Annotated in this window: 23 protein-coding genes, 1 other RNA gene and 1 pseudogene; 8 read left to right on the forward strand and 17 right to left on the reverse strand. The window is 63.4% G+C overall.

The window, feature by feature from the left end; genetic code table 11:
* Positions 1–51 precede the first annotated feature (51 nt).
* Positions 52–498 (reverse strand): MarR family winged helix-turn-helix transcriptional regulator, encoded by a 447-nt coding sequence (locus EB233_RS16030; protein ID WP_171892237.1) that lies wholly within the window; start codon positions 496–498, stop codon positions 52–54.
* A complete protein-coding gene (locus EB233_RS16035; RefSeq protein ID WP_155765291.1) occupies positions 477–620 on the reverse strand; it encodes a hypothetical protein in 144 nt (47 codons plus the stop codon). The genes EB233_RS16030 and EB233_RS16035 overlap by 22 nt, the downstream gene beginning before the upstream one ends.
* Between EB233_RS16035 and EB233_RS16040 the strand changes: the two genes are divergently transcribed.
* Complete coding sequence (locus EB233_RS16040) at positions 619–2,421, forward strand: chloride channel protein (RefSeq protein WP_064988208.1); 1,803 nt, start codon at positions 619–621, stop codon at positions 2,419–2,421. The genes EB233_RS16035 and EB233_RS16040 overlap by 2 nt on opposite strands.
* Here EB233_RS16040 and EB233_RS16045 read toward each other — a convergent pair.
* The 4 genes from EB233_RS16045 to EB233_RS16060 all read right to left on the reverse strand — a co-directional run bounded on the left by EB233_RS16045 (position 2,418) and on the right by EB233_RS16060 (position 4,268).
* Complete coding sequence (locus tag EB233_RS16045; RefSeq protein WP_064988792.1) at positions 2,418–2,642, reverse strand: ribbon-helix-helix domain-containing protein; 225 nt, start codon at positions 2,640–2,642, stop codon at positions 2,418–2,420. The genes EB233_RS16040 and EB233_RS16045 overlap by 4 nt on opposite strands.
* A gap of 24 nt (positions 2,643–2,666) precedes the next feature.
* Positions 2,667–2,861 (reverse strand): DUF4169 family protein, encoded by a 195-nt coding sequence (locus EB233_RS16050; protein WP_064988209.1) that lies wholly within the window; start codon positions 2,859–2,861, stop codon positions 2,667–2,669.
* A 16-nt stretch (positions 2,862–2,877) separates the two neighbouring features.
* Positions 2,878–3,414, reverse strand: coding sequence for an SspB family protein (locus tag EB233_RS16055; protein ID WP_027051159.1), 537 nt, complete (start codon positions 3,412–3,414; stop codon positions 2,878–2,880).
* Between the two features lie 164 nt (positions 3,415–3,578).
* Positions 3,579–4,268: a TetR/AcrR family transcriptional regulator gene (locus tag EB233_RS16060; protein ID WP_064988210.1), complete on the reverse strand. Its 690-nt coding sequence runs from the start codon at positions 4,266–4,268 to the stop codon at positions 3,579–3,581.
* A 188-nt stretch (positions 4,269–4,456) separates the two neighbouring features.
* Between EB233_RS16060 and EB233_RS16065 the strand changes: the two genes are divergently transcribed.
* Positions 4,457–5,662: a multidrug effflux MFS transporter gene (locus tag EB233_RS16065; protein ID WP_064988793.1), complete on the forward strand. Its 1,206-nt coding sequence runs from the start codon at positions 4,457–4,459 to the stop codon at positions 5,660–5,662.
* A gap of 45 nt (positions 5,663–5,707) precedes the next feature.
* Here EB233_RS16065 and EB233_RS16070 read toward each other — a convergent pair whose 3' ends face one another.
* Positions 5,708–6,262, reverse strand: a complete 555-nt coding sequence (locus tag EB233_RS16070) for an AAA family ATPase (protein ID WP_064988211.1) — start codon at positions 6,260–6,262, stop codon at positions 5,708–5,710.
* Positions 6,263–6,379: 117 nt separating this feature from the next.
* Positions 6,380–6,740, reverse strand: a transfer-messenger RNA (tmRNA) gene (ssrA, locus tag EB233_RS16075).
* A gap of 168 nt (positions 6,741–6,908) precedes the next feature.
* Here ssrA and EB233_RS16080 point away from each other — a divergent pair.
* Complete coding sequence (locus EB233_RS16080; protein WP_064988212.1) at positions 6,909–7,220, forward strand: DUF2853 family protein; 312 nt, start codon at positions 6,909–6,911, stop codon at positions 7,218–7,220.
* 177 nt (positions 7,221–7,397) lie between these two features.
* On the forward strand, positions 7,398–8,192 hold the full coding sequence (locus tag EB233_RS16085) for a thymidylate synthase (protein WP_027051163.1): 795 nt from the start codon (positions 7,398–7,400) through the stop codon (positions 8,190–8,192).
* A gap of 13 nt (positions 8,193–8,205) precedes the next feature.
* On the opposite strand, the pseudogene EB233_RS16090 reads toward EB233_RS16085, so the two are convergent.
* Positions 8,206–8,414: pseudogene (locus EB233_RS16090) on the reverse strand (TOBE domain-containing protein).
* A gap of 142 nt (positions 8,415–8,556) precedes the next feature.
* On the opposite strand from EB233_RS16090, the gene modA reads away from it, so the two are divergent.
* From modA to EB233_RS16110, 4 genes are all read left to right on the forward strand, one after another.
* Entirely contained in the window at positions 8,557–9,351 is a 795-nt protein-coding gene (modA, locus tag EB233_RS16095) for a molybdate ABC transporter substrate-binding protein (protein ID WP_064988213.1), read from the forward strand.
* 20 nt (positions 9,352–9,371) lie between these two features.
* Entirely contained in the window at positions 9,372–10,076 is a 705-nt protein-coding gene (modB, locus tag EB233_RS16100; protein ID WP_064988214.1) for a molybdate ABC transporter permease subunit, read from the forward strand.
* Positions 10,073–11,185 (forward strand): molybdenum ABC transporter ATP-binding protein, encoded by a 1,113-nt coding sequence (gene modC / locus EB233_RS16105; RefSeq protein WP_064988215.1) that lies wholly within the window; start codon positions 10,073–10,075, stop codon positions 11,183–11,185. The genes modB and modC overlap by 4 nt, the downstream gene beginning before the upstream one ends.
* A 91-nt stretch (positions 11,186–11,276) precedes the next feature.
* Positions 11,277–11,618: a winged helix-turn-helix domain-containing protein gene (locus EB233_RS16110; protein ID WP_027051168.1), complete on the forward strand. Its 342-nt coding sequence runs from the start codon at positions 11,277–11,279 to the stop codon at positions 11,616–11,618.
* A 54-nt stretch (positions 11,619–11,672) separates the two neighbouring features.
* Here the strand turns inward: EB233_RS16110 and EB233_RS16115 are convergent, their stop codons facing one another.
* The 8 genes from EB233_RS16115 to cobF all read right to left on the reverse strand — a co-directional run bounded on the left by EB233_RS16115 (position 11,673) and on the right by cobF (position 21,546).
* Positions 11,673–12,626, reverse strand: coding sequence for a D-ribose ABC transporter substrate-binding protein (locus EB233_RS16115; RefSeq protein WP_027051169.1), 954 nt, complete (start codon positions 12,624–12,626; stop codon positions 11,673–11,675).
* A 31-nt stretch (positions 12,627–12,657) separates the two neighbouring features.
* Positions 12,658–13,815, reverse strand: a complete 1,158-nt coding sequence (locus tag EB233_RS16120; protein WP_064988216.1) for an ABC transporter permease — start codon at positions 13,813–13,815, stop codon at positions 12,658–12,660.
* Positions 13,778–15,358, reverse strand: coding sequence for a sugar ABC transporter ATP-binding protein (locus tag EB233_RS16125; RefSeq protein WP_064988217.1), 1,581 nt, complete (start codon positions 15,356–15,358; stop codon positions 13,778–13,780). The genes EB233_RS16120 and EB233_RS16125 overlap by 38 nt, the downstream gene beginning before the upstream one ends.
* On the reverse strand, positions 15,355–16,014 hold the full coding sequence (locus EB233_RS16130; protein WP_064988218.1) for a DUF2291 family protein: 660 nt from the start codon (positions 16,012–16,014) through the stop codon (positions 15,355–15,357). Before EB233_RS16130 ends, EB233_RS16125 begins: the two co-directional genes overlap by 4 nt.
* A gap of 308 nt (positions 16,015–16,322) precedes the next feature.
* Positions 16,323–18,083: a glycerol-3-phosphate dehydrogenase/oxidase gene (locus tag EB233_RS16135; protein ID WP_064988219.1), complete on the reverse strand. Its 1,761-nt coding sequence runs from the start codon at positions 18,081–18,083 to the stop codon at positions 16,323–16,325.
* Positions 18,080–18,856: a DeoR/GlpR family DNA-binding transcription regulator gene (locus tag EB233_RS16140; RefSeq protein ID WP_027051174.1), complete on the reverse strand. Its 777-nt coding sequence runs from the start codon at positions 18,854–18,856 to the stop codon at positions 18,080–18,082. The genes EB233_RS16135 and EB233_RS16140 overlap by 4 nt, the downstream gene beginning before the upstream one ends.
* Positions 18,853–20,388 (reverse strand): FGGY-family carbohydrate kinase, encoded by a 1,536-nt coding sequence (locus EB233_RS16145; RefSeq protein WP_064988220.1) that lies wholly within the window; start codon positions 20,386–20,388, stop codon positions 18,853–18,855. Before EB233_RS16145 ends, EB233_RS16140 begins: the two co-directional genes overlap by 4 nt.
* Positions 20,389–20,769: 381 nt before the next feature.
* Positions 20,770–21,546: a precorrin-6A synthase (deacetylating) gene (gene cobF / locus EB233_RS16150; protein ID WP_064988221.1), complete on the reverse strand. Its 777-nt coding sequence runs from the start codon at positions 21,544–21,546 to the stop codon at positions 20,770–20,772.
* Positions 21,547–21,664: the final 118 nt, after the last annotated feature.

Consider the following 21,664-nt stretch of genomic DNA (forward strand, 5'->3'; position numbering starts at 1 on the left):
TTCCGGCACTGTTTCAAAGGATGAGCTTTTTGCCGCCAAGACGCCGAAGCGTCACTCGCGGCCCTGATCGAGCAAGCGCCTCAGCATGGGCTCGATGCGCGAAAGCTCATCGAGATGCGCCGCCGACAGCTCGGCAAGGCAATCGTCCGCGCGATCGGTCAGCCGAAGCAGCACGCGGCGATGATCGTCCTTATCCTGATCCCGCACGACCAGTCCGGCCTCGCACAGGCGATTGACCAGTTCGACGGCACTGTGATGGCGGATGCGCAGGCGCGCCGCCAGATCGCCGACTGTCACCGGTCCGCCACCCGGATAGCCCTTGATCGCCAGCAGCGCCTGGTGCTGGCGCGGCGTCAGGCCGGCGTCTTCCGCCTGCACCTGGCTGAATTCGAGGAAGCGGCGGATCAGGTAGCGGAACTCGGAAAGCCGCTGGTAGTCGGCCTGTTTGATGGCGGGGCGAGGTTTCTTGGGCTGCGTCATTCCAGACATGTGTTCCATTCCGGCAAAAGGCTCAAACGGTTTTGCTGCAAGACCCGCTTGAATTTATATCGTGTTACGATACATAGCGAGCCGATAAAGCCGGCATATCCGAGATCGGCCGCCGCCAGAAAGCCTGACATGAAGCCTCATCATTCCGAAAACGATCATCTGCGCGATTTCACCACCGACGCGCGCGTGCTGACCATTGCCACCATAGCCGTGGTGGTCGCCACGGCGGGCCTGTTCGCCGGCATCTCGCTGCTGAAGCTGATCCGGCTTGCCACCAACATTGCTTATTTCGGCCAGTTCACGCTCGCCGATCTGAAATTGCAGGACACGCCGCTTGGGCTTGCCGCGGTGATGGTGCCGGTCATCGGTGCGCTGATCATCGGCCTGATGGCCAGATATGGCAGTGAGAAGATACGCGGCCACGGCATTCCCGAGGCGATCGAGGCGATCCTGCTCGGGCGTTCGAAGCTTGGGCTCAAGGTGGCGATCCTGAAGCCGTTGTCGTCGGCGATCTCGATCGGCTCCGGCGGGCCGTTCGGCGCCGAAGGACCGATCATCATGACCGGCGGCGCCATCGGTTCGCTGATCGCGCAGATGCTGCCGGTCACCGACAACGAACGCAAGACGCTGCTGGTGGCGGGTGCCGCGGCCGGCATGACCACCGTGTTCGGCACGCCGATCGCCGCCATCATGCTGGCGGTGGAGTTGCTGCTGTTCGAATGGACGCCGCGCAGTTTCATTCCCGTGGCGGTGGCGGCCATCGTGGCGGAGGTCGAGCGTACCGTGCTGCACCTGCCCGGGCCGATCTTTCCGTTTCAGGGCAGCATGGCGGTGTCGTTCGTCGGGCTTGGCGGCTGGGTTCTGGTTGGCATCTGCGCCGGCCTGCTGTCGGGGTTGCTCACCCAGATGGTCTATGCCTGCGAGGACGCCTTCCAGAAATTGCCCATCCACTGGATGTGGTGGCCGATGATCGGCGGCCTGGTGGTCGGCCTGGGCGGCTTGATCGAGCCGCAGGCGCTTGGCGTCGGCTACGACAACATCGCCGACATGCTCGATGGCCGCACGCTCGCCACCGCCGCGCTGATGCTGCTGGTGGTCAAGGCCATCATCTGGTCGGTGGCGCTCGGTTCGGGGACGTCTGGCGGCGTGCTGGCGCCGCTGTTGATCATGGGCGGCGCGATGGGCGCCGTGCTCGGCGGATTCCTGCCGCCAGCCGATGCCGGTTTCTGGGCGCTGCTGGGGATGGCGGCGACGATGGGCGGCACGATGCGGGCGCCGCTGACGGCGACGTTCTTCGCCGTCGAACTGACCGGCAACACGCATGTGCTGGTGCCGCTGATCGCGGCCTGTGCCGCGGCGCATGCCGTCACCGTGCTCTTGATGAAGCGTTCCATCCTGACCGAGAAGATCGCCAGGCGAGGGCATCACCTGGTGCGCGAATATCGCGTCGATCCGTTCGCCCTGACCAGGGTGCGCGAGGTGATGACGTCGCAGGTCGAGAGCGTGCCGGCGACGATGACGCTGCATGGCGCGGCAGCCTTCCTGACCGCGCCGGAAACCCGGCACCCGAGCTTTCCGGTGGTCGACGAGAACAGGCAGGTGCTCGGCCTCATCGACCCGCCGGCGATCCTGCGCTGGCGCCGCGCCGGCACGCACCGGACGACAACGCTCGGCGAACTGCTTGCCGGAAGCAAGGTGACGCTGGCCTATCCCGACGAATATCTGGAAGGCCTGTCGGACAAGCTGTTGATGGCCAACGTCTCGCATCTGCCGGTCGTGACCCGCGATGACGGAAGGCTGGTCGGCTATGTCGGCTGGAAGGATTTGATGCGCGTCCGGTCGCGCAAACAGGCCGAAGAGCGTGATCGCTCGACCTTGCTTGGCTTTGGCACCAGGCGGGGGAAAAGGACGGACGCGGTAGAAAGCCTCTAGTCGCTCCTGCCGCGCTTCGCCCACTCCAGCACATAAAGCCGCAGCGCCGAGGACAAATTGGTGTCGCGGGGCCGGGTCTCGTCGATTTCGGCCACAAGGGCGGCGAGCGTCCGCTCTTTCGCCGCCGCGATGGCGACGAGATCGTCATAGAAGGGCTTTTCGAGGGAATAGCTGGTACGATGGCCACGAATGGTCACCGAGCGTTTTTCGACGACGCTCATGGCCAGACCCTCATGGCCGAACACTCACTGCTCGTCCTTGCCGGATGGATCGAGGCGATGGCCGCCGACAAATCTCTCGGCCTTGTCGGCAATAAGCTGGTCGCGTTGCTTCTGCGCCTTGGAACGGCCATGCAAGGCACGGTTCTGTTCGGCGACGCGCGTCTTATCATCCCGCGCCTTCTGCTTGCGGGCCTGGCGGAGGTTGACGATGTCGGCCATGGCGCGAACGGCCGAGCTATTTTTTGCGGAAGGCGTCGAGCGAAACCACTTCGGCGCCCTTGGCGCCGGCTTCGGCCGCAGCGGGCTTCTTCTCCGCTTCGGCGGCAGCCTTCTTCTCGGCCTTAGGCTTCTTCTCGGTAACGATGGTCAGTGGCTCGGGCGCAGGCTGGGCCGCTTCCTCTTCGACCTGCGCGTCGGTCTTGACGTCGAACTCCAGTTCGAAATTGACCGAGGGATCATAGAAGCCGCGCACGGCCGAGAACGGGATCTCGAGTTTTTCCGGCACGTCGGAGAAGGACAGCCCGACCTCGAAGCCGGTGTCGGTCACCTTGAGGTCCCAGTACTGGAACTGGATGACGATGGTCATCTGCTCGGGGTAGCGCTCGCGCAGGCGCGAGGAAACGCGCACGCCGGGCGCGCCGGTCAGGAAGGTGATGAAGAAATGATGGTTGCCGGGGAGGCCGGTGCGTGCGACCTCGGCCAGGACCTTGCGCATGACGCCGCGCAACGCCTCCTGGGCCAGAATGTCGTAGCGGATGTGGTCGTCGGCCATGGGGTGGTCGGGTTCCGTTGAATCGTCCGCATAGCTGTAATCAAGCTTGAGCGCGGCGTAAACCTGATATAGCCCACCGCCGCACCGAGACGAGGACTATTGCGAATGATTTGATCGGCAAGGCGGCTTGTTTCGGCAAGGCGGGATGGCGGCAAGCGCAAATGTCAGGCGTTAGCCAGCGCAGTGTGCTTCTTGATGCCGCCCGGGGGAGGGCGCCTGCCGAAAGCCCGCAGGAAGGTGCGCACGCCATTCTTCGCCGATTGCACCACCTCGTCTTCGCTTGGCGAGCCGCCAAGCATGAAGGTGGTCTGCAATTCGGCGTTGACCAGGCCAAGAAACTGTCGTGCCGCGACGTCGGGGTCGTCGATGGCGAGGTAGCCGCCATAGGCGAGGCGGGCGAAGCGGGCGGCGATTGCCGGCCATGTCCGGCCCGGACCCTGTTCGCGCCACTCGGCAAACAACTCGGGATAGCGCTCGCCTTCGGTCTGGATAAGCTTGCGCAGGAATTTTCCGTCGCGGTTGCAGATGCAGTTTTGGTTGAGGCGCACGGCAAAGCCGATCAGATCGGCTTCGAGATCGCCGGGTTGGTCTGGGAAGGTGGCGATGGTGGCGAAAATGCCGACATTGCAGCGCTCGGTCAGGTCGCGCACCACGGCCATGAAGAGCTTTTCCTTGTCGCCATGGTGGTTATAGACGGTCTGGCGCGACACCCCGGCCTCGGCGGCGATCAGGTCGATGTTGGCGCCGGCGTAGCCCTCGCGGCAAAACACGCTCGCCGCGGCGTCGACGATCGACAGGCGCTTGGCCTCATGGCCACGTGGCGGGAAAATGTCAGGAGAAACGCTTGCTCTCATGAAAATCTATATAGAGGCGATTGACGATTTGGACAAGGGTGTCTAAATTTGTGGACATACGATAAAGAGATTTCGCGCCGGGGGGCGAATAGAATTTGCCCTTGGAGTGTCGGAACCTCATGGGATGGAACGTCCTGGGGTTAGACGCCGCCTGGCGGCGGCAGCCAGATTCGAAAGAAGCCAATATCATGAGTCCCAAATTCCTCCGCATCGCGGTCGTGCTCGGCCTGTTGTCCGCCATCGGTCCTTTCGCGATCGACATGTATCTTCCTGCTTTGCCGTCAATCGGCGCGGATCTTCACGCCGGCACCGCCGCCGTGCAGATGAGCCTGCTGATTTTCTTCCTGTCGATGGGTTTTGGCCAGATCGTCGTCGGGCCGATCTCCGACATGGTCGGCCGCAAGCTGCCGCTCTATGGCGGCCTTGCGCTGTTCATGGTCGGCGGCATCGGTTCGGCGATGGCGCCGACCATCGAGTGGCTGATCGCGTTCCGCTTCCTACAGGGCCTTGGCGCCAGCGCCGGCATGGCCGTGCCGCGCGCCATCGTGCGCGACCTGCACACCGGCAACGAGGCGGCCAAGCTGATGTCCTTGCTGATGCTGGTGTTTTCGGTGTCGCCGATCCTGGCGCCGCTGACCGGCAGCCAGATCATCGAGAATTTCGGCTGGCGCGCCGTGTTCTGGACGGTCACCGCGGCGGCAGCCCTTGCCACCATCCTGCTCGCCACCTCGCTCAAGGAGACGCGGCCGGCGGAAGAACGCGTCGGTTCCTCCTTCGGAACCGCGCTTGCCGGCTACCGCTTCCTGATGGGTGACCGCAATTTCCTTGGCCTGGTGGCGATCGCCGGCTTCGGCATTGCAAGCTTCTTCGTCTATCTGTCGAGCTCGTCCTTCATCCTGATCGACCATTACGGGCTGTCGCCTTCGGTCTACAGCGTGTTCTTCTCGATCAATGCGGTGGCCTTCATCGGCATGTCGCAGCTGACGGGGTTGCTGGCCGAGCGTTTCGGGCTTCGGCGCGTGGTGCGCGTCGCGGTGACCGGCTATGCCTCGACGATGGTGGTGCTGTTTGCGATCATGGCGACAGGCGTCGACCGGCTCGACGTGATGGCGGCGCTGCTGTTCGTCGGCTACGGCTTCCTCGGCCTTGTCATCCCCACCACCTCGGTGCTGGCCATGGAAGAACATGGCGAAATCGCCGGCACGGCCTCGGCTCTGATGGGCACGCTGCACTTCGCCATCGGCGCGCTCGCCATGGGCGTCGCCGGCGTGTTCTTCGACGGCACGCCGCTGCCGATGGTCGCCGGCATCACGCTCTGTGCGGTGATCTCGTTCACGCTGGCCAAGGTCACGCTTGGCCGTTCGCGCGAAGCCGTCGAGGCGCCCGCTGAGTAGGCGATCGCAAATACCTGGGAAAGGCCGGGCTTGCCCCGGCCTTTTTCATGCCCGCGGGCCGGTCTCGTCCAGAATGAAGCGGACGCGTTCTTCGACCGGGGCGAGCGGCAGGGGGACGAGTTCATAGCCGAGCTCGGCATAGACGCCAGCCACCGAATCATGGGTGCGCATAGCCTCGTCGATCGTCTGTCTGCGTTCTTCATCCTGCGCGAAAATTTCCGGCCAGGGCGGAGCGATGAAGACACGGCGCGCATAGCGGAATGTCTTGGCCGCGCTAATGGCATGATCCGGCACTGGCAGGCTGCAAAGCCTGAGGTAGCCTATCGCGTCAGGCGCGCCGCGATCGAAGAAGACTGGGCCGCGCTCAGCATGCGCGGCATGCCAGGAACGCAACTCCCATGACAGCATCAGTTCGGCGAAGAGCGCGCGGTCGTGCCAGGGAAGGGCAGGGCCGCCGATCGCCACCTGGTGCCGGATGATGCCGCGCCCGGCCTCCGGCGCCGTCGCAAAGCCGGCCTGGCGCAGCGCCTCGATCAGTGTGGTCTTGCCGGAGCCCGGGCCACCGGTCAGCACGAAGAATCGATCGGAATCGTTTTGCATTTCTTTGCCTACTGGGAAGGAGATACGTGATGCGGTCACTTCGCGGCCGACGGGCCGAGCGAAGTCTGGACGGCAAAAAGCTGCCGTTGCGCATGAGGCGGATTGGAGGAGGGGAGAAGTGGAGGTTTCTGTTGCCAGGTACCTCCGAACCCCGCCTAGAAGTGCGAACCCCTAGGGCTTGATTTGAAGCTATCGCACTGCATTAAGCAGCGAGACGTGCTTCCGCATAGTTGTCGTTGGCAACTATAAGTTTAGCCCGATGACGGTGGTACAATGCCGGGCAAAAGTACGATCTTTACACCTTCGTCGATCCTATTTCGCCCCCAGCAAAAACCGCTCTGTCGTCGACAGCGGCTTTTGGTGGAGGCGCCGGGTACCGCCCCCGGGTCCGAACGGCTTATTTCATCGCCCATTTATCGCCATAGTCGGTCAAGCCGACAAAACGAATATAGGGGGCCAGCGTGAGAAATGAAAGGCCGCAATGGGGCTTTGTCCCTGTGTCAAATTGCGACGGCAAGGGTTGACTTGGACGCGGTCTCAACGGAAGCTTTGCGGACGGTGAGGCGTTACCGACCTAGCGCACAGGTTGCGAAGCGCGCCACAGCCCTCATCGATCGGATCCGTGGCGCCGACGAGGGGAATTTTAATGGCCGACTATCTTGCAGACGTGAAGAAGTACGATGCGGGCGCCAGCGCCGATGCGGTCGAAAAGATCGTCAAGCATCTGGGTATTGCGCTCAGGAACCGCGACTCCTCGCTGGTGTCCTGCACCGACCCGAAGGAACTCGAGCGCGTCAAGGAGAGCTGGGTGGCCAAGAAACTCGGCGTCAGTGACGGGGCCAAGGCCGATGCCGCGATCGAGAAGACCTGCAAGGCGATGGCGGCCGATCACAGCAAGGGCCGCGTGACTTTCTACTATCTGGTGGCCAAGGATCTGGGCAAACTCGGCTCGCTCTGAGACCTCTGACGATGCTACTCTGGCCGCCGGCTGGCGCGGGTTACTGCGCCTCCGGCTCGCCAGAGTGAGTTCTGAAGAGGCTCTGCCCCCGATCTGGGTAGGAAAGACTTCAGACAGGCGTGGCGTCGGCGCGCACTTGCGCTATGATTGGTGAAATCTCGAATCGAGCCGGAACCGATGCGCCAGTATCTCGACCTCTTGCAGCACGTGCTGGAAAACGGCGCCGATCGCGGTGACCGCACCGGCACCGGCACGCGCTCCGTCTTCGGCTACCAGATGCGCTTCGATCTGGCGCGTGGCTTTCCGGTCACCACGACCAAGAAGCTGCATCTGAAGTCGATCATCCACGAACTCCTGTGGTTCCTGGCCGGCGACACCAACATTAAATATCTCACCGACCACGGCGTTACGATCTGGGATGAATGGGCCGACGAGAATGGCGACCTTGGCCCGGTCTACGGCAAGCAATGGCGCTCCTGGCCGGATGGCCATGGCGGATCGATCGACCAGATCGCCAATCTTCTGAAGGAGATACGCCGCAATCCTCAATCGCGGCGGCTGATCGTTTCGGCGTGGAACCCGGCCGAGGTGGAAGCGATGGCGCTGCCGCCCTGCCACTGCCTGTTCCAGTTCTACGTGTCCGAGGGCCGGCTTTCCTGCCAGCTCTACCAGCGTTCGGCCGACATCTTCCTCGGCGTGCCGTTCAACATCGCGTCCTACGCGCTGCTGACACTGATGGTGGCGCAGGTGACCGGGCTGAAGCCGGGCGATTTCGTCCACACGTTGGGTGATGCGCATCTCTATTCGAACCATTTCGAACAGGCGCGCGAACAATTGCGGCGCACGCCGAGGGTGCTGCCGACGATGTGGATCAATCCGGAGGTGAAGGATCTGTTCGCCTTCCGCTTCGAGGATTTCCGGCTGGAAAACTACCTCGCCGATGCCTCGATCAAGGCGCCGATAGCGGTCTGAGCCACAGACGGGTTCAATCGATGCCGACCATCACGTCCGAGGCCTTGACCACGGCATAGGCCTGCTGGCCCTTTTCGAGATGAGATCGGCGATCGCCTCGTTGGTGATCGAGGCGGTGACGATGGCGCCGCCGCCAATGTCGATCCTTACATGCGAGGTGGTGGCTTCCTTGACGATCTCGGTGATCGTCCCCTCGAGGACGTTGCGGGCGTGGATCTTCAGTGGGCTCTCCCTTGCTTTTCTGCATGTCGTTCTCCCAAAACCGAGGTCACTTCTGGTGCTGGGCCTTCCCTTGTTATATTCATGCGGATATATCGATCGGCAGGCTTCGCGCCGCACGGATTTCAAACCAGGGAGAGTTTCGATGACGCGCAAAGGTTTCGGGTTGAGGGCGATGGCCATTGGCGGCTTCGCGGCGGCTTTGCTGGCGGCGGCGCCGGCCGCGCACGCGGAAGACAAGGTCGTGGTGTTTGCGGCTGCCAGCCTCAAGGACGCGCTCGACGCGGTGAACAAGGCCTGCGAGGCCGATGTCGGCGAGGCCGCGACCGTTTCCTATGCCGCGAGCTCGGCGCTGGCCAAGCAGATCGAGGGCGGAGCGCCGGCCGACGTCTTCATCTCGGCCGACCTCGACTGGATGAACTATCTCTCCGACAAGAAGCTGACCAAGTCCGACACCGAGGTGAAGCTGCTCGGCAACGAGATCGTGCTGGTGGCGCCGAAGGATTCGACGGTTGAAACCAAGATCGAGAAGGGTTTCGACCTCGCCAAGCTGATCGGCGACGGCAAGCTCGCCATGGGCGACTTCAAGGCGGTGCCGGCCGGCAAATACGGCAAGGCGGCGCTTGAATCGCTCGGCGTCTGGTCCTCGGTCGAGGGCAAGGTGGCGCAAGCCGAGAACGTCCGTGCGGCGCTCAAGCTGGTTTCGACAGGCGAGGCCGCTCTCGGCATCGTCTACGCCACCGACGCGCATGCCGAAAAGGGCGTCAAGGTGGTCGGCACCTTCCCGGAGGATTCGCATCCGCCGATCGTCTATCCGGTTGCCCAGACCGCCGATTCGAAGGACAAGGATACGCCGGCTTTCCTGAAATGCCTGCAGTCCGCCAAGGCCGGCGCGCTGTTCAAGGAACAGGGTTTTACCGTGCTCGCGCCGAGCAACTGAAAAGGGCCCGATAAAGCAATATGACCTGGCTGCTGGACCTCACTCCCGACGAATGGAATGCGGTCCGGCTGTCCATCAAGGTGGCGACGGTGGCGATGCTTTTCAGCCTGCCGCCGGGCATACTGATCGCGCTGCTGCTTGCCCGCGGACAATTCTGGGGCAAGACGCTGCTCAACGGTTTGGTGCACCTGCCGCTGATCCTGCCGCCTGTCGTGACCGGCTATCTCCTGCTTCTGACGTTCGGCAAGCGCGGCCCGGCCGGCGCCTTCCTGGCCGAGCATTTCGGCATCGTCTTCTCGTTTCGCTGGACGGGTGCGGCACTCGCCTGCGGGGTCATGGGGTTTCCCCTGATGGTGCGGGCGATCCGGCTGTCGATCGAAGCGGTCGACCGCAAGATGGAGGCGGCGGCGGGCACGCTCGGCGCCAATCCCCTGTGGGTGTTCGCCACCATCACGCTACCGCTGATCGTGCCCGGGCTGATCGCCGGCTCCATCCTGGCCTTCGCCAAGGCGATGGGCGAGTTCGGCGCGACGATCACCTTCGTCTCCAACATTCCCAACGAGACGCAGACGCTGCCCTCGGCGATCTACACGTTCACGCAGGTGCCGGGCGGTGACGAAAGCGCGCTGCGGCTGACGCTGATCTCGATCGTCATCTCGATGGCGGCACTGGTTGCTTCGGAAGTGCTGGCGCGCCGCGTCGGCCGGCGGATGGACATCGAATGAGCGTCCTCGTCGACATCGGCCACCGGCTCGGCGATTTCGCCATCGAGGCGCGTTTCGACAGCGCCGGGCGGCTGACGGCGTTGTTCGGGCCGTCCGGCTCCGGCAAGACGACGCTCATCAACCTGATCGCCGGACTGATCCGGCCCGACAAGGGCTGCATCGAGGTCGACGGCCGGGTGCTGGTCGACACGGCCAAGGACGTTTTCGTGCCGAAGCACAGGCGCCGCATCGGCATGGTGTTCCAGGACGCACGCCTGTTTCCGCATATGAGCGTGGCCGGCAATCTGCGTTATGGCCGCTGGTTCACGCCGCCGGCGGAGCGTTACGTGGAGACGGATTCGGTTGTCGAATTGCTCGGCATCGGACCGCTGCTGAACAGGCGGCCGGCAAAGCTGTCTGGCGGCGAGAAGCAGCGCGTGGCGATCGGCCGGGCGCTGCTGGCCAGCCCGAAAATTCTGCTCATGGATGAGCCGCTGGCCTCGCTCGACGAAGCGCGAAAGGCTGAGATCCTGCCTTATATCGAGCGGCTGCGTGACGAGACGAAGATCCCGATCGTCTATGTCAGCCATTCGGTCGCCGAGGTGGCGCGGCTGGCGAGCGACGTGGTGATGCTGGCGCAAGGCAAGGTCGTTGCCACCGGACCGACCGAAGCGGTCATGCAAAGGCTCGACCTGCTGCCGGCTGAGGAGCGCGGCGAGGGCGGGGCGGTGCTGGATACGAGAGTGCTGCGCCACGACGAAGTGTTCGGCATGACCGTGCTGGGCTCGGCCGGCGGCGAGATCCGCGTGCCGCGGCTTGCGGTGAAGACCGGGGCCCCCGTGCGTATCCGCATCCGTGCCCGCGATGTGATGATCGCGACGGAGAAACCGACAGGCCTCAGCGCGCTCAACATCCTGCCCGGCACGATCGTCGCTATCCGCCCAGGCGAGGGGCCGGCGGTCGAGCTTGGCATCGACTGCAATGGCGCAACGGTGCTGGCCCGCATCACCGAACAGTCGCGGCATGCGCTGAAGCTGCGGCTCGGAGGGAAGGTTTTCGCGGTGGTCAAGACAGTGAGCTTCGACGGGGCGAATACTGGCGCCGGCCTGCCGTTCGTGGTGGATGGCTGACAGGTGCGGCGATCGCCGCTATATTGTTTTGGAATAGCGGTTTTTCCGAAGTGGCTTCGATAGGAGTCCCGATGACCGCGGAGGAGCAGAGATGCCATCGCTGAGCTTGCGGATAAATCTCGATCCGGACGGGCGGATCGGTCCGGGCAAGATCGAGCTTCTGGAGCACATCGCCACCTTCGGTTCGATCTCGGCCGCCGCCCGCGGCATGGAGATGTCCTACAAGCACGCCTGGGACCTGGTCGAGGACATGAACAGGGTGTTCGGCAAGCCGCTGGTCGCGGCGCAGACCGGCGGCCGCAAGGGCGGCGGCGCGCAACTGACCGCCATCGGCCTGGCGGTGGTCAGCCGCTTTCGCGCCATCGAGCGCGCCGCAACCGCCGCGGCTACGACGCATATGGATGCGTTGCAGGCGGAGATCGATGCGGGCTGAGTTGACCGGGCGGGAATAGGTGAGGGACGACCCGAAGGTCGCCCCTCATCAGCATTACTCCGAGAGTGTGAACGGGGCCGTGTACTTGTCTACATTGTCCTTGGTGATGAGAAGGCAGTCGAACAGCTGCTTCTCGGTCGCGGCACCGGTCTTGCCGGTCTTGATGAAGGAATCGGCCTGCTGCACGGCCTTGGCCGAGTAGACGGCCACCGGCTGCAGCACGGTGTATTGCAGGTCGCCGGCCTTGATGGCGGCGACAGCGTCCGGCGAGCCATCGAAGCCGCCGACCTTGATGCTCGCAAGTTTTCCGGCCTCTTTCAGGGCAGCGATCGCGCCGAGCGCCATTTCGTCATTACCGCTGGTCACGCCGATGATGTCGGGATGGGCCTGAAGCAGACTCTGCATCTTGTCGTGGCCCTGGGTGCGGTCCCAGTTGGCGACTTCCGAGCCGACCTTCTTGAGGTCCGGATACTGGCTGATGACGGTCTCGTAGCCGTTCGAGCGGGTGGCGGCGTTGTTGTCTGACGGGGCGCCGAGCAGTTCGACGTAGTTGCCCTTCTCGCCGATGGCCGTCACCCATTGCTGGCCGCCGAGTGCGGCGCCCTGCGCGTTGTTGGAGACAAGCTGCGCCTTGGCGAGGCCCTCCTGGTTGATCTCGGCATTGACGAGGAAGACCGGGATGTTGGCGGCGATCGCCTTCTTCACCGCACCGATCGAACCGCTGGCATCGGCCGGGTCAAGGATGATGGCCACGGATTTGTTGGTGATCGCCGTATCGATCAACTTGCTTTCGGTGTTGGTGTCGGCCTTCGAGGCGCCGACGGTCGCGGTGTAGCCGAGCTTCTCGGCTTCGGCCTTGGCGACATTGCCTTCGGTCAGCCAGTAGGGATTGGCCGGATCGATGACGATGATCGAGATAAGGCCTCCGGCCGATGCCGCGGTTGCCGCGACAATCGGAGCGGCCAGGGCGAAGGCCGAGAGCATCAGAATTCTGGCACTGCGATACATAGAGTTCCTCCATTGTTTACAATTGCGCCGGTCAACCGGCAGTCTTCTCGAGAGCGGGATCGGCCGTTTGGGCCTTGTCCTTTTGTGGAGAAGTCGGGGGGCTGCCGGCCGGGCTCGGAAGCTTGACGCGGCGGCGATACTGGATGGCGTTGAGCAGCACCGCCAACACGATGACCGCGCCGGTGAACACTGTTTGCCAGTAGGCAGAGACGCCGATGATCACCAGACCATCGGACAGGAAGCCGATAACGAAGGCGCCGACCAGCGTGCCGCGTATATTGCCTCGGCCACCGGTCAGGGCGGCGCCGCCGATGACGACGGCGGCAATGGCGGTCAGTTCGTATGAGGTTCCGGCGGTCGGGCCCGCCGAGGTCAGTTCGGAGGACAGAATGAGGCCCGCCACCGCCGCACATATACCGGAGAGCATATAGACCGAGACCTGCACCTGCTTCACCGGCACACCGGAGAGTTCGGCGGCGCGCTCGTTGCCGCCGGACGCATAGAGCCAGCGGCCGAAGGCGGTACGGTTGAGGATGATGCTGCCGATGAGGGCGATGACCGCCATGACCAGCACGCCGATCGGGATGTCGAGCAGGCGGTTGAAGCCCAGCCATTCAAAGCCGGTGTTGCCGAGTTCCGGCTTGCCGCCGAGATCGTTGTAGGTCAGGCCGTTGGTCATCAGGAGCGCGGCGCCGCGCACGACGTAGAGCATGCCGAGCGTGGCGACGAAGGCCGGCACCTTCAGCCAGGCGATGAGCACGCCGTTGATCAGGCCGACCAGGGCGCCGAGCACGCAGACCAGCACCGCGACGACCCAGACCGGCGGATAGAGAATGACGCCGAAGGTGGACAACTGCACGCCCTGCATCAGGAAGCCGGCGATCACGCCAGAGAAACCGAGCGTCGAGCCGACCGACAGGTCGATACCACCATTGAGGATGACCAGCAGCATGCCGACCGCCAGGATGCCGAAGATAGCGACATGCGAGGCCATGGTCAGGAAATTGCCGACCGAGAAGTAATAAGGAGAGAGAAGCGAGAAGACGATGATGATCGCGATCAGCGCGAAAAACGCGCGGCCCTCCAGCAAAAGCTTGGCTAGGCTGAAGCCGTCGGCCGAAACTCTTGGACGGGAGCGGCTGCGGTCTGGGCTAGCGTCGGTCACGATGGTGGCTCCTGTGTTCCTCATGGTCGGAGACCACGGCCTCGCCGGAAGCCGTCATGATCTCCTCCTTCGTGGCATCGGCGCCGAACTCGGCCGAGATCCTGCCGCGATGCATGACAATGATCCGATGCGCGATGCTCAGGCACTCGGCGACTTCCGAAGTCGAGAAGACGACGGCGAGCCCACGTGTCGCCCGTTCGCCAAGCAGGCGGAACACCTCCGCCTTGGCGCCGATGTCGATGCCGCGGCTCGGCTCGTCGAGCAGCATGACCTTTGGATTGGTGGTCAGCATCTTGCCGATGACGACCTTTTGCTGGTTGCCGCCGGACAGCGATCCGATGGGCGCGTTGCCGCCAGCGCTCTTGACGTGCACGTCGCGGATCGACGCGTGGACCAGCGACCGCTCCTGCGACCGCGACAACAGCATTCCCCTGACGAAGGAGCCGATGCTGGCGAGCGACAGGTTGGCGCCTACCGACATCGTCTGAACCAGACCGTCACGCTGGCGGTCCTCGGGCACCAGGACGAGCCCCCGGGCGATGCGTTCGGCGATGCTGAGGCGGGAGATGTCGTTGCCGCCGAGCAAAATGCGTCCGCCCGACGGCTGCAGGCGCCCGGCGATGCATTCCAGCAGTTCGGTGCGCCCGGCGCCCATTAGCCCGTAGATGCAGACGATCTCGCCGCTGCGTACTTCAAGCGAGAGCCTGTCGACGACCGACCGTTCCGAACTCGACGCGTCGGCGATGCTGACGTCCTCGACCGACAAGGCGACCTCACCGAAGGCGTATCCCACGGGCGGCGAGCCGAGGTCGAAGTTCTCGCCGACCATGTTGCGGACGATCCATTCGAGGTTGATGTGCCTGGCGTTGGCCGTCGCGGTGATCGCTCCGTCCCTGAGCACCACGGCGTAGTCGGTGATCTGCAGCGCCTCCTCGAGGTGGTGCGAAATGTAGACGATCGAGACGCCGCGGGCCGTCAGGTCGCGGATCACGTTGAACAGCACCTCCACCTCGGTGGCGCTAAGCGCCGAAGTGGGCTCATCCATGATCAGGATGCGCGAATCGACCGAAAGCGCACGGGCGATCTCGACGATCTGCTGCTGCCCCAGGCGCAGATCCTGGACCAGTGTAAGCGGATCGATGTCTTCCTCGAGATCTGCCATCAGCAGCCGCGTCTGCCGGGCTTCCTCGGCAAAATCGACCCCGGTCGCGCCGCGTATTTCCCGGCCCATGAAGATGTTGTCGCGCACGTTCAGATTGGGCGCGAGGCTGAGCTCCTGATGGATGATCGAGATGCCGCGATCGCGGGCGTCGGACGCGGAGGAAAAGCTGACGGATTGACCATCGAGCTCGATGCTTCCCGATGTCGGCGTGGTGACGCCGGACAGGATCTTCATCAATGTCGATTTGCCGGCGCCGTTCTCGCCGAACAGCGTGGTGACCTTGCCGCGACGGATGTCGAAATTGACGCCCTTGAGGGCGTGCGTGCCGCCATAGGTCTTTACGATGTGGCGGGCCGCAAGCACGGTGTCGCCGGCGGCCGGCTCGAATTCAGGCGCCGCATTCATTGGACGCTCAGCTTCACCGGCGTGACCAGCCAGCCTTTGGGATTGATCAGCTTGAAGACGCCGACGACCGAGATGGTCTTTCCCGTGAGCTGCGTGCTGTCGATCGTCGACAGCACCTGCTTCTTCATCTCGTTGTTCAGCGCGGATCCTGCGTTCTGATATTCTATCTGGTTGGTAAACTGGCCGAACGTGATCGTACCGGTTGCGTCGCGCAACTCGGTGCCGTTGATCGCCGGCCCGGTCTGGACGCGAACGACCAGCGCATCGGGGACGTCAGCGACCTTGATGGTGTAGATGCCGGACTTTCCCTCACCGACGACGCCCGTGAACTTGACCGAGAATTCGGTGCCGACATTGGCCGGCACGCCATATTGTTTCTCCGCGGCCGCTTTGTCCTTGGCGATGGCCGACGCCAGCGTCGGGGCATCGACGGCACGCTGTTCCACGGCGGACTGCACGTTCGGAAACTCAGCCTTGCCGAACGCTTCCGGAGAGAAGGCGGCCTTGCGGGTATCTTCGGCCGAGCCGATGGTGACGACCTTGGTATCGAGGATCATCGCGCCGAGCAGGACCAGGATCGCGACCGCGACGATCACCCAACGGACGCCTGGCGATCCTCGCCGATTCATCGTGGTGGTTGCTGGGTGCGAACTCATGCTGTGACGACCTGTGTAATGGTAGCGATTTCGTTTTGTCGGCGCGCAGCGCCGCACAAGCCGCTGTACGGGCGGTTCGCTTGCATCGACCCCTCCGGCAGCGTGCTCCTCCAGTGTAATCGACCATACATCGATGTGAAATTACCGTCAATGAGTGTGATACTTTGGCAAGAATGTAACATTCATGTGACCGTATGGCTGATATAAATCGAGCAATGCAATTGATTTTGCTGTCTTTTTTAGGCGATTAATATCTCACAGAGACTGTGATACGCTTGTTTTCAAGACGGCAAGGGGTCTTTCCGTGCTCAAGCCTGTTTGGCGCACTCGCTCGCGGTTCGCGGGTGTCGCTCCGACTGCAGTCCCATCAAATTGGTGCCGTTGAGCCGCGCGACAACCGCATCGATCTCATCGCTTGTCCTTTGCGGGTTCCAGCCAAGCGCCTGGCCCGCAACCATGGCGATCCGCTGCAAGTCGCTGCTCGTCAGTTCGCCGCTGATGGCCAGCGTCGTGCGCCGCATGACGATATCGGCCAGATGCTCGACCAATTCGTTGCGGGCGATGTAGTCGATCTCCGACAGGCTGTAGTCATGCGAGTCCGGCAAGCGATCTTCGTTGTTCGACGGGCTCTGGTGGCTGGCTATCCGCAATGCATTGGTGCCGTAGCGCGACAAAAGTTGGTCGAGGCGGGCCTCGTCGATGCCTGAAGCTGATGCGGCATTGGCCAGCCAGCTCGCCCGTGCCGCCGTGTCGGCCGGAAAGTCCTTGCCGCCGCCAATCGGCATCGTGCGCGTAGTCACCTTGCGGTCGCGGCCGAGGCGATCGAGCACGGTGTCGGCGACCTCCTCGGCGAAACCGCGAAACGTCGTCCATTTGCCGCCGATCAGCGAGATGATCGGGAAGGGGCGCGAAGGCGCCGGTTCCGCCACGGGCGCCGAATGGTCCCGGCTGATCAGGCCGGGGACAGCGGCGTCGGACGAGGGCAGGGGCCTGATGCCGCTATAGGCATAGACGATCTGGTCGCGTTCGAAGCTCATGCCCGGCAACAGCGTGCGCACGCTTTCCAGCAGATAATCGATTTCGTCCGGCTCGCAGCGAACCGTATCCGGGTTGTCGGCCGCAAGATCCGTCGAGCCGACGAGCGCCTTGCCGAGATAGTCGTAGACGAGGCAGATGCGGCCGTCGTCGGCCTCGAAGTACAGCATGCGCCCGGCCAGGCTTTGCACCAGCGCGTCGTGCTTCAGGACGATGTGCGAGCCCTTGGTGCCGCCGATCATCCTGGAAGGAGCGCCGAGCGCGGCGTTGACATGGTCGATCCATGGGCCGGCGGCGTTGATGACCAATTTCGGCCGCAGCGAGAACTCGCGTCCGCCGTTCTCCCGCCTGAACGCCAGCACTCCGTTCGAGGAGGAGACCAGCGCGGTGTAGTTGGCCGCGCTGGAGCTGGGATTGGCCGCGAGGCCATCGGCGATGAGCTCTAGCACCAGCCGCTCGGGATGGCTGATCTTGGCGTCGTAATAGGTGCCGGTGGCGACGATCGACCCGGTTAGCGCCGGCATGTCGCGCAGAGCCTGGCGTCGTCCGACGAGGCGGTGGCGCGGCATCACGCGGTGCCGCGATCCGTAGAAATCGTAGATCATCAGGCCGATCTTGATGAGGATGGCGCCTCGGCTGCGCGGCGCGCTGGTCGAGCCCAGGAGGGTGCGCAGCGCGGCCCACATGCCCTTGCCCCAGGAGAAGATCGGGATGACCGTCGGCAGCGGGCTGACATAGTGCGGTGCGTTTTTGAGGAGCAGGTTGCGCTCCAGCGTCGACTGCGCCACCAGCCCGAACTCGCCGGTCTCCAGATATTTCAGCCCGCCATGGATCAGGCGCGAGGGCGCCGCACTCGTGCCGGAGCCGAAATCCGCCTTGTCGACGATGCAACAACTGACGCCTTGCGCGCAGAGATCGCGAAACAGGCCGGCTCCATTGATGCCGGCGCCGAGGATAATGACATCGACATCGCCGTCACCGGGGATGCCGGAGCGCCGCTCGGAGCCGTGATGGCTTTCGGCGGTTAAATTCATGGCTTCGCCGTCTTGACGACGCGCAACTGTACCCCGGCCTGCTCCAGCTTTTGCGCATGCTTGTCACTGATGCCGTCGGTGATCAGCACCGCCTCGAAGCTGACCAAATCGTCGAGCACGTGCAAGGCCACTTTGTCGAACTTGGAATGGTCGACCAGGAGCACGCGCTTGATCGCCGCCGCCATCATCGCCTGCTTGACCCGCACCACATGCTGGTCCTGGATGAAGGCCGTGGTGCCGCTGATCGCGGATGCCGAGCAGATCAGCAGATTGGCGCGCAAGCGCGAGATCGCGTTCTCGCAAACGATGCCGATATAGGCGTTGTAGGTGCGATGGTACTGGCCACCGAGGCAGATAAAGTCGATGTCGTCGACATTGGTCAGCAATGCCGCCGTCGACACACTGTTGGTGATGACGGTCAGCGGCGTGACGTCAAGCAGCAGCGGCGCAACGGCATTCGCCGTGGTCGAATCGTCCAAGATCACCGCCTGGCCGGGCTCGACATAATCCATCGCGGCGCGGGCCAGCGCGTCCTTCTCCGCGCGCCCAACCGTTACCCGGTAGCGGAAAGTACTTTCGTAGAGGCCGGATGGCTGCACGGTGACGGCGCCATGCAGCTTGCGGAGCACGCCTTGATGCGCCAGCTGATCGATATGGCGGTGGATGGTCATGCGCGACACGCCGAAATGCTCGACCAGATCGTCGATGCGCACCTGGCCGAGTTTTATCACGTACTCGGCGATTTCTTCACGCCGTTCGTCTGCCTTGATCATGTCGCGCCCCCCATTTCTTGCCCTGCAAGGCTTTCGATCTCCACCCATTTCGGCCTGAGCTGCTCGGCAACGCGGCCATAGATGGAATAGCGCTCGTCAAGGACGGCACTACGCAACGGGTCCGGCCGGTATTGGCGGCTCACGGTGCAGGTGGCGCGCGCGCCTTCTTGCGGCGAGGCGAACAGGCCGACCGCCGCGCCAGCGCACAGAGCGGCGCCGTAGGCGGCCGCTTCGTCGGTCGAGGTCACAATGACCGGCACGCCGAGCACGTCGGCGAACATCTGCGCGAATGCAGGATTGCGGGAGGCGCCGCCGGTCAGCCGAACCTCGCGAACCGCAAAGCTATCGCGCAGGGCTTCAACGTGGGTGCGGTGGTTGAAGGCGATGCCTTCCAGCACCGCCTTCAGCATATCGCCGCGGTCATGCCAGCCGCGCAAGCCGACGAAGCTGGCGCTCGCGGCATTGCCGTAGGGCGAACCGAACAGATAGGGGTGGAAGAGCAAGGTCGACTGCTTCTTCAGCGCGCTGTCGATCTCCGCCGCCAGCATCTCGTGGATCGAGCCGCCGGTCCTTTTGGCTTCTTCCTGTTCGGCGCGGCAGAGCGTGTCGAGGAACCAGTCATAATTCGCCGTCGAGGCCGGCGAGATCGACATGTTGTTCCAGCGGCCGAGGTCGATGGCGTTGCGGCAGAACCAGCGCGGGTCGGTACGCGGTTCGGTGGAGACCACTTCATTGATCGAGTAGGTGCCGGCGACGATGCTGACGACGCCATCCTGGTGGCCTCCGATGCCAAGCGCCGAAGCGGTGACGTCATGCAGGCCGCAAGCGACCGGCGTGCCTTCCACAAGCCCGGTCAGGGCTGCCGCGTCAGCGGTCGTGTAGCCGACAATGTCGGCCGAATGCGTGGCCAGAGGCAAGGCCGCGAACAGCTCCCCCAGCCCAAAGATACGCATCGCTTCCGGTGCGTAGGCCTGCGTGCGCACGTCGGTGAACGAGGTGCTCGCCTCGGTCAAATCGGTGCCGACCGTGCCCGTCAGGCAAAAGCGGAGCCAGTCTTTGCAGCCTATGATATGGCCGATCCGGCTGAAGTCTTCCGGGGCGTGCTTTCTCAGCCAGGCCAGTATCGCCGATGGTGCCGAAGCGTGCGGAACCTGTCCGGTCAGGGCGAGGGCCTCGGCAAAAACAGAACCCTTTTCCCATTCATCGACGATCTCGCCGGCGCGGCTGTCGAGCGACAATATTCCGGGACCGAGCGGCCTGCGATTCCTGTCGAGCAGATACAGCCCGTCGCCATGCGCGGTAGCCGCCGCCGCCTTGATGTCGCTAGCCGGCCTGCCGCTCAGAGCGATGGCTTCCCTGATCGCCTCGGCGGTCGCTTGCCAGAGGCCCAGCATATCGCGTTCGACCCAGCGCGGATGCGGCATCGATTGCGGTACCCGGCGCCTGGCCACCGCCAGTTGCGACCCATCGGCATCAAAGATCACCGCCTTCGTGACCGTCAGGCCGTTGTCGATCCCAAGCAGGCTGGACATGGAAATTACCCTCGCCGGCGTCCCATGAACTTATGGGCAACGAACTGAAACGGCGGCCAAACGAAAACTGCGATGCGCGTACCAAGCTACGCAATCGACCATACAATGGTGTGATTTTAACGTCAATGTTTGTGATTTCTTCCCGACCATATGCGGCAAGGACGGTGATAATGGCCGCATGGACTGATCAATATGCTGGATTTATTGCATTTTTCAAAGCATCTTTCTATACCGTCGACTGTGTGATCCCGCCGCCGGGGAGGCGTCCCTGTTCAGCCTGACGGTACAGAATTCAAGCCATGGCTACATGTCGCCCAGCCCGCCTACCACGGTCTTGGAGGCTGGCAGCGGTAACAACCCGATTCGTGTCTGTGTCAGGCTCTAGTCGCCTTGGGGCTCGCCGGGCTTGCGCAGCAAATAGGTGTCCATGATCCAGCCCTTGTCGCGACGGGCTTCCTCGCGGACCTTTTCGATCTCGGCGCCGACGTCGCCGAGAAGGCCGGAGAGGATGATCTCGTCCGGCGTGCCGAGATAGGCCCCCCAATGGATGACGACATCCCTGTCATCCAGCTTGTTGAAGGCGCATTTGCCATCGAGCATGACGACGGTGCTGCCGGCATTTCCGGCCAAACCCTCTTCGGTAAGCCTGCGGCCGGTGGTGATCAGGATGGAATCGCCGATGCGGTTCAGCGCCATTTTGTGACTGGCGGCAAGTGCCTGGATAGCGGTGATTCCGGGGATGACCTCCAGCTCGAAGGCGATATTGCCCCTCAGACGCACCCGCTCCAGGATGCGCAGCGCGCTGTCATAGAGCGAGGGATCGCCCCAGATCAGGAAGGCGCCGCAGCCATCCTCGGCAATCTCGTCGCGGATCAGCCCTTCATAGATTGCGGCGATCGCTTCGTGCCAGTCGTCGACGGTCGAGCGGTAGGACGGCGCCGGCTCGGCGCGTACCGGCACGTCGAACTCGACGCGACGCGATTTCGGGTTGGTGACGAAGCGGTCGCAGATTTCGCGCCGCAATTCCGCAAGGTCGGTTTTCCCAGCGCCCTTATCGGGGATGAACAGCACGTCGGCGCGGTTCAGGCCTGATATGGCCTGAACCGTCATGTGGTCGGGATTGCCGGCGCCGATGCCGATGACGAGAAGCTTGCGCATGGGGCGAACTCCTGCCCGATCGGAAACTTTTAGTCCAGCCCGACCAGTGTGGGTTGGTCACGCAAGGGCTTTGAACGCCGCATTGAAACGGCTAGGGTCCTGCCGGCATTCTCGCCGA

This window comes from Mesorhizobium erdmanii (assembly GCF_013170725.1).
In the GTDB taxonomy this organism is placed as follows: domain Bacteria; phylum Pseudomonadota; class Alphaproteobacteria; order Rhizobiales; family Rhizobiaceae; genus Mesorhizobium; species Mesorhizobium erdmanii.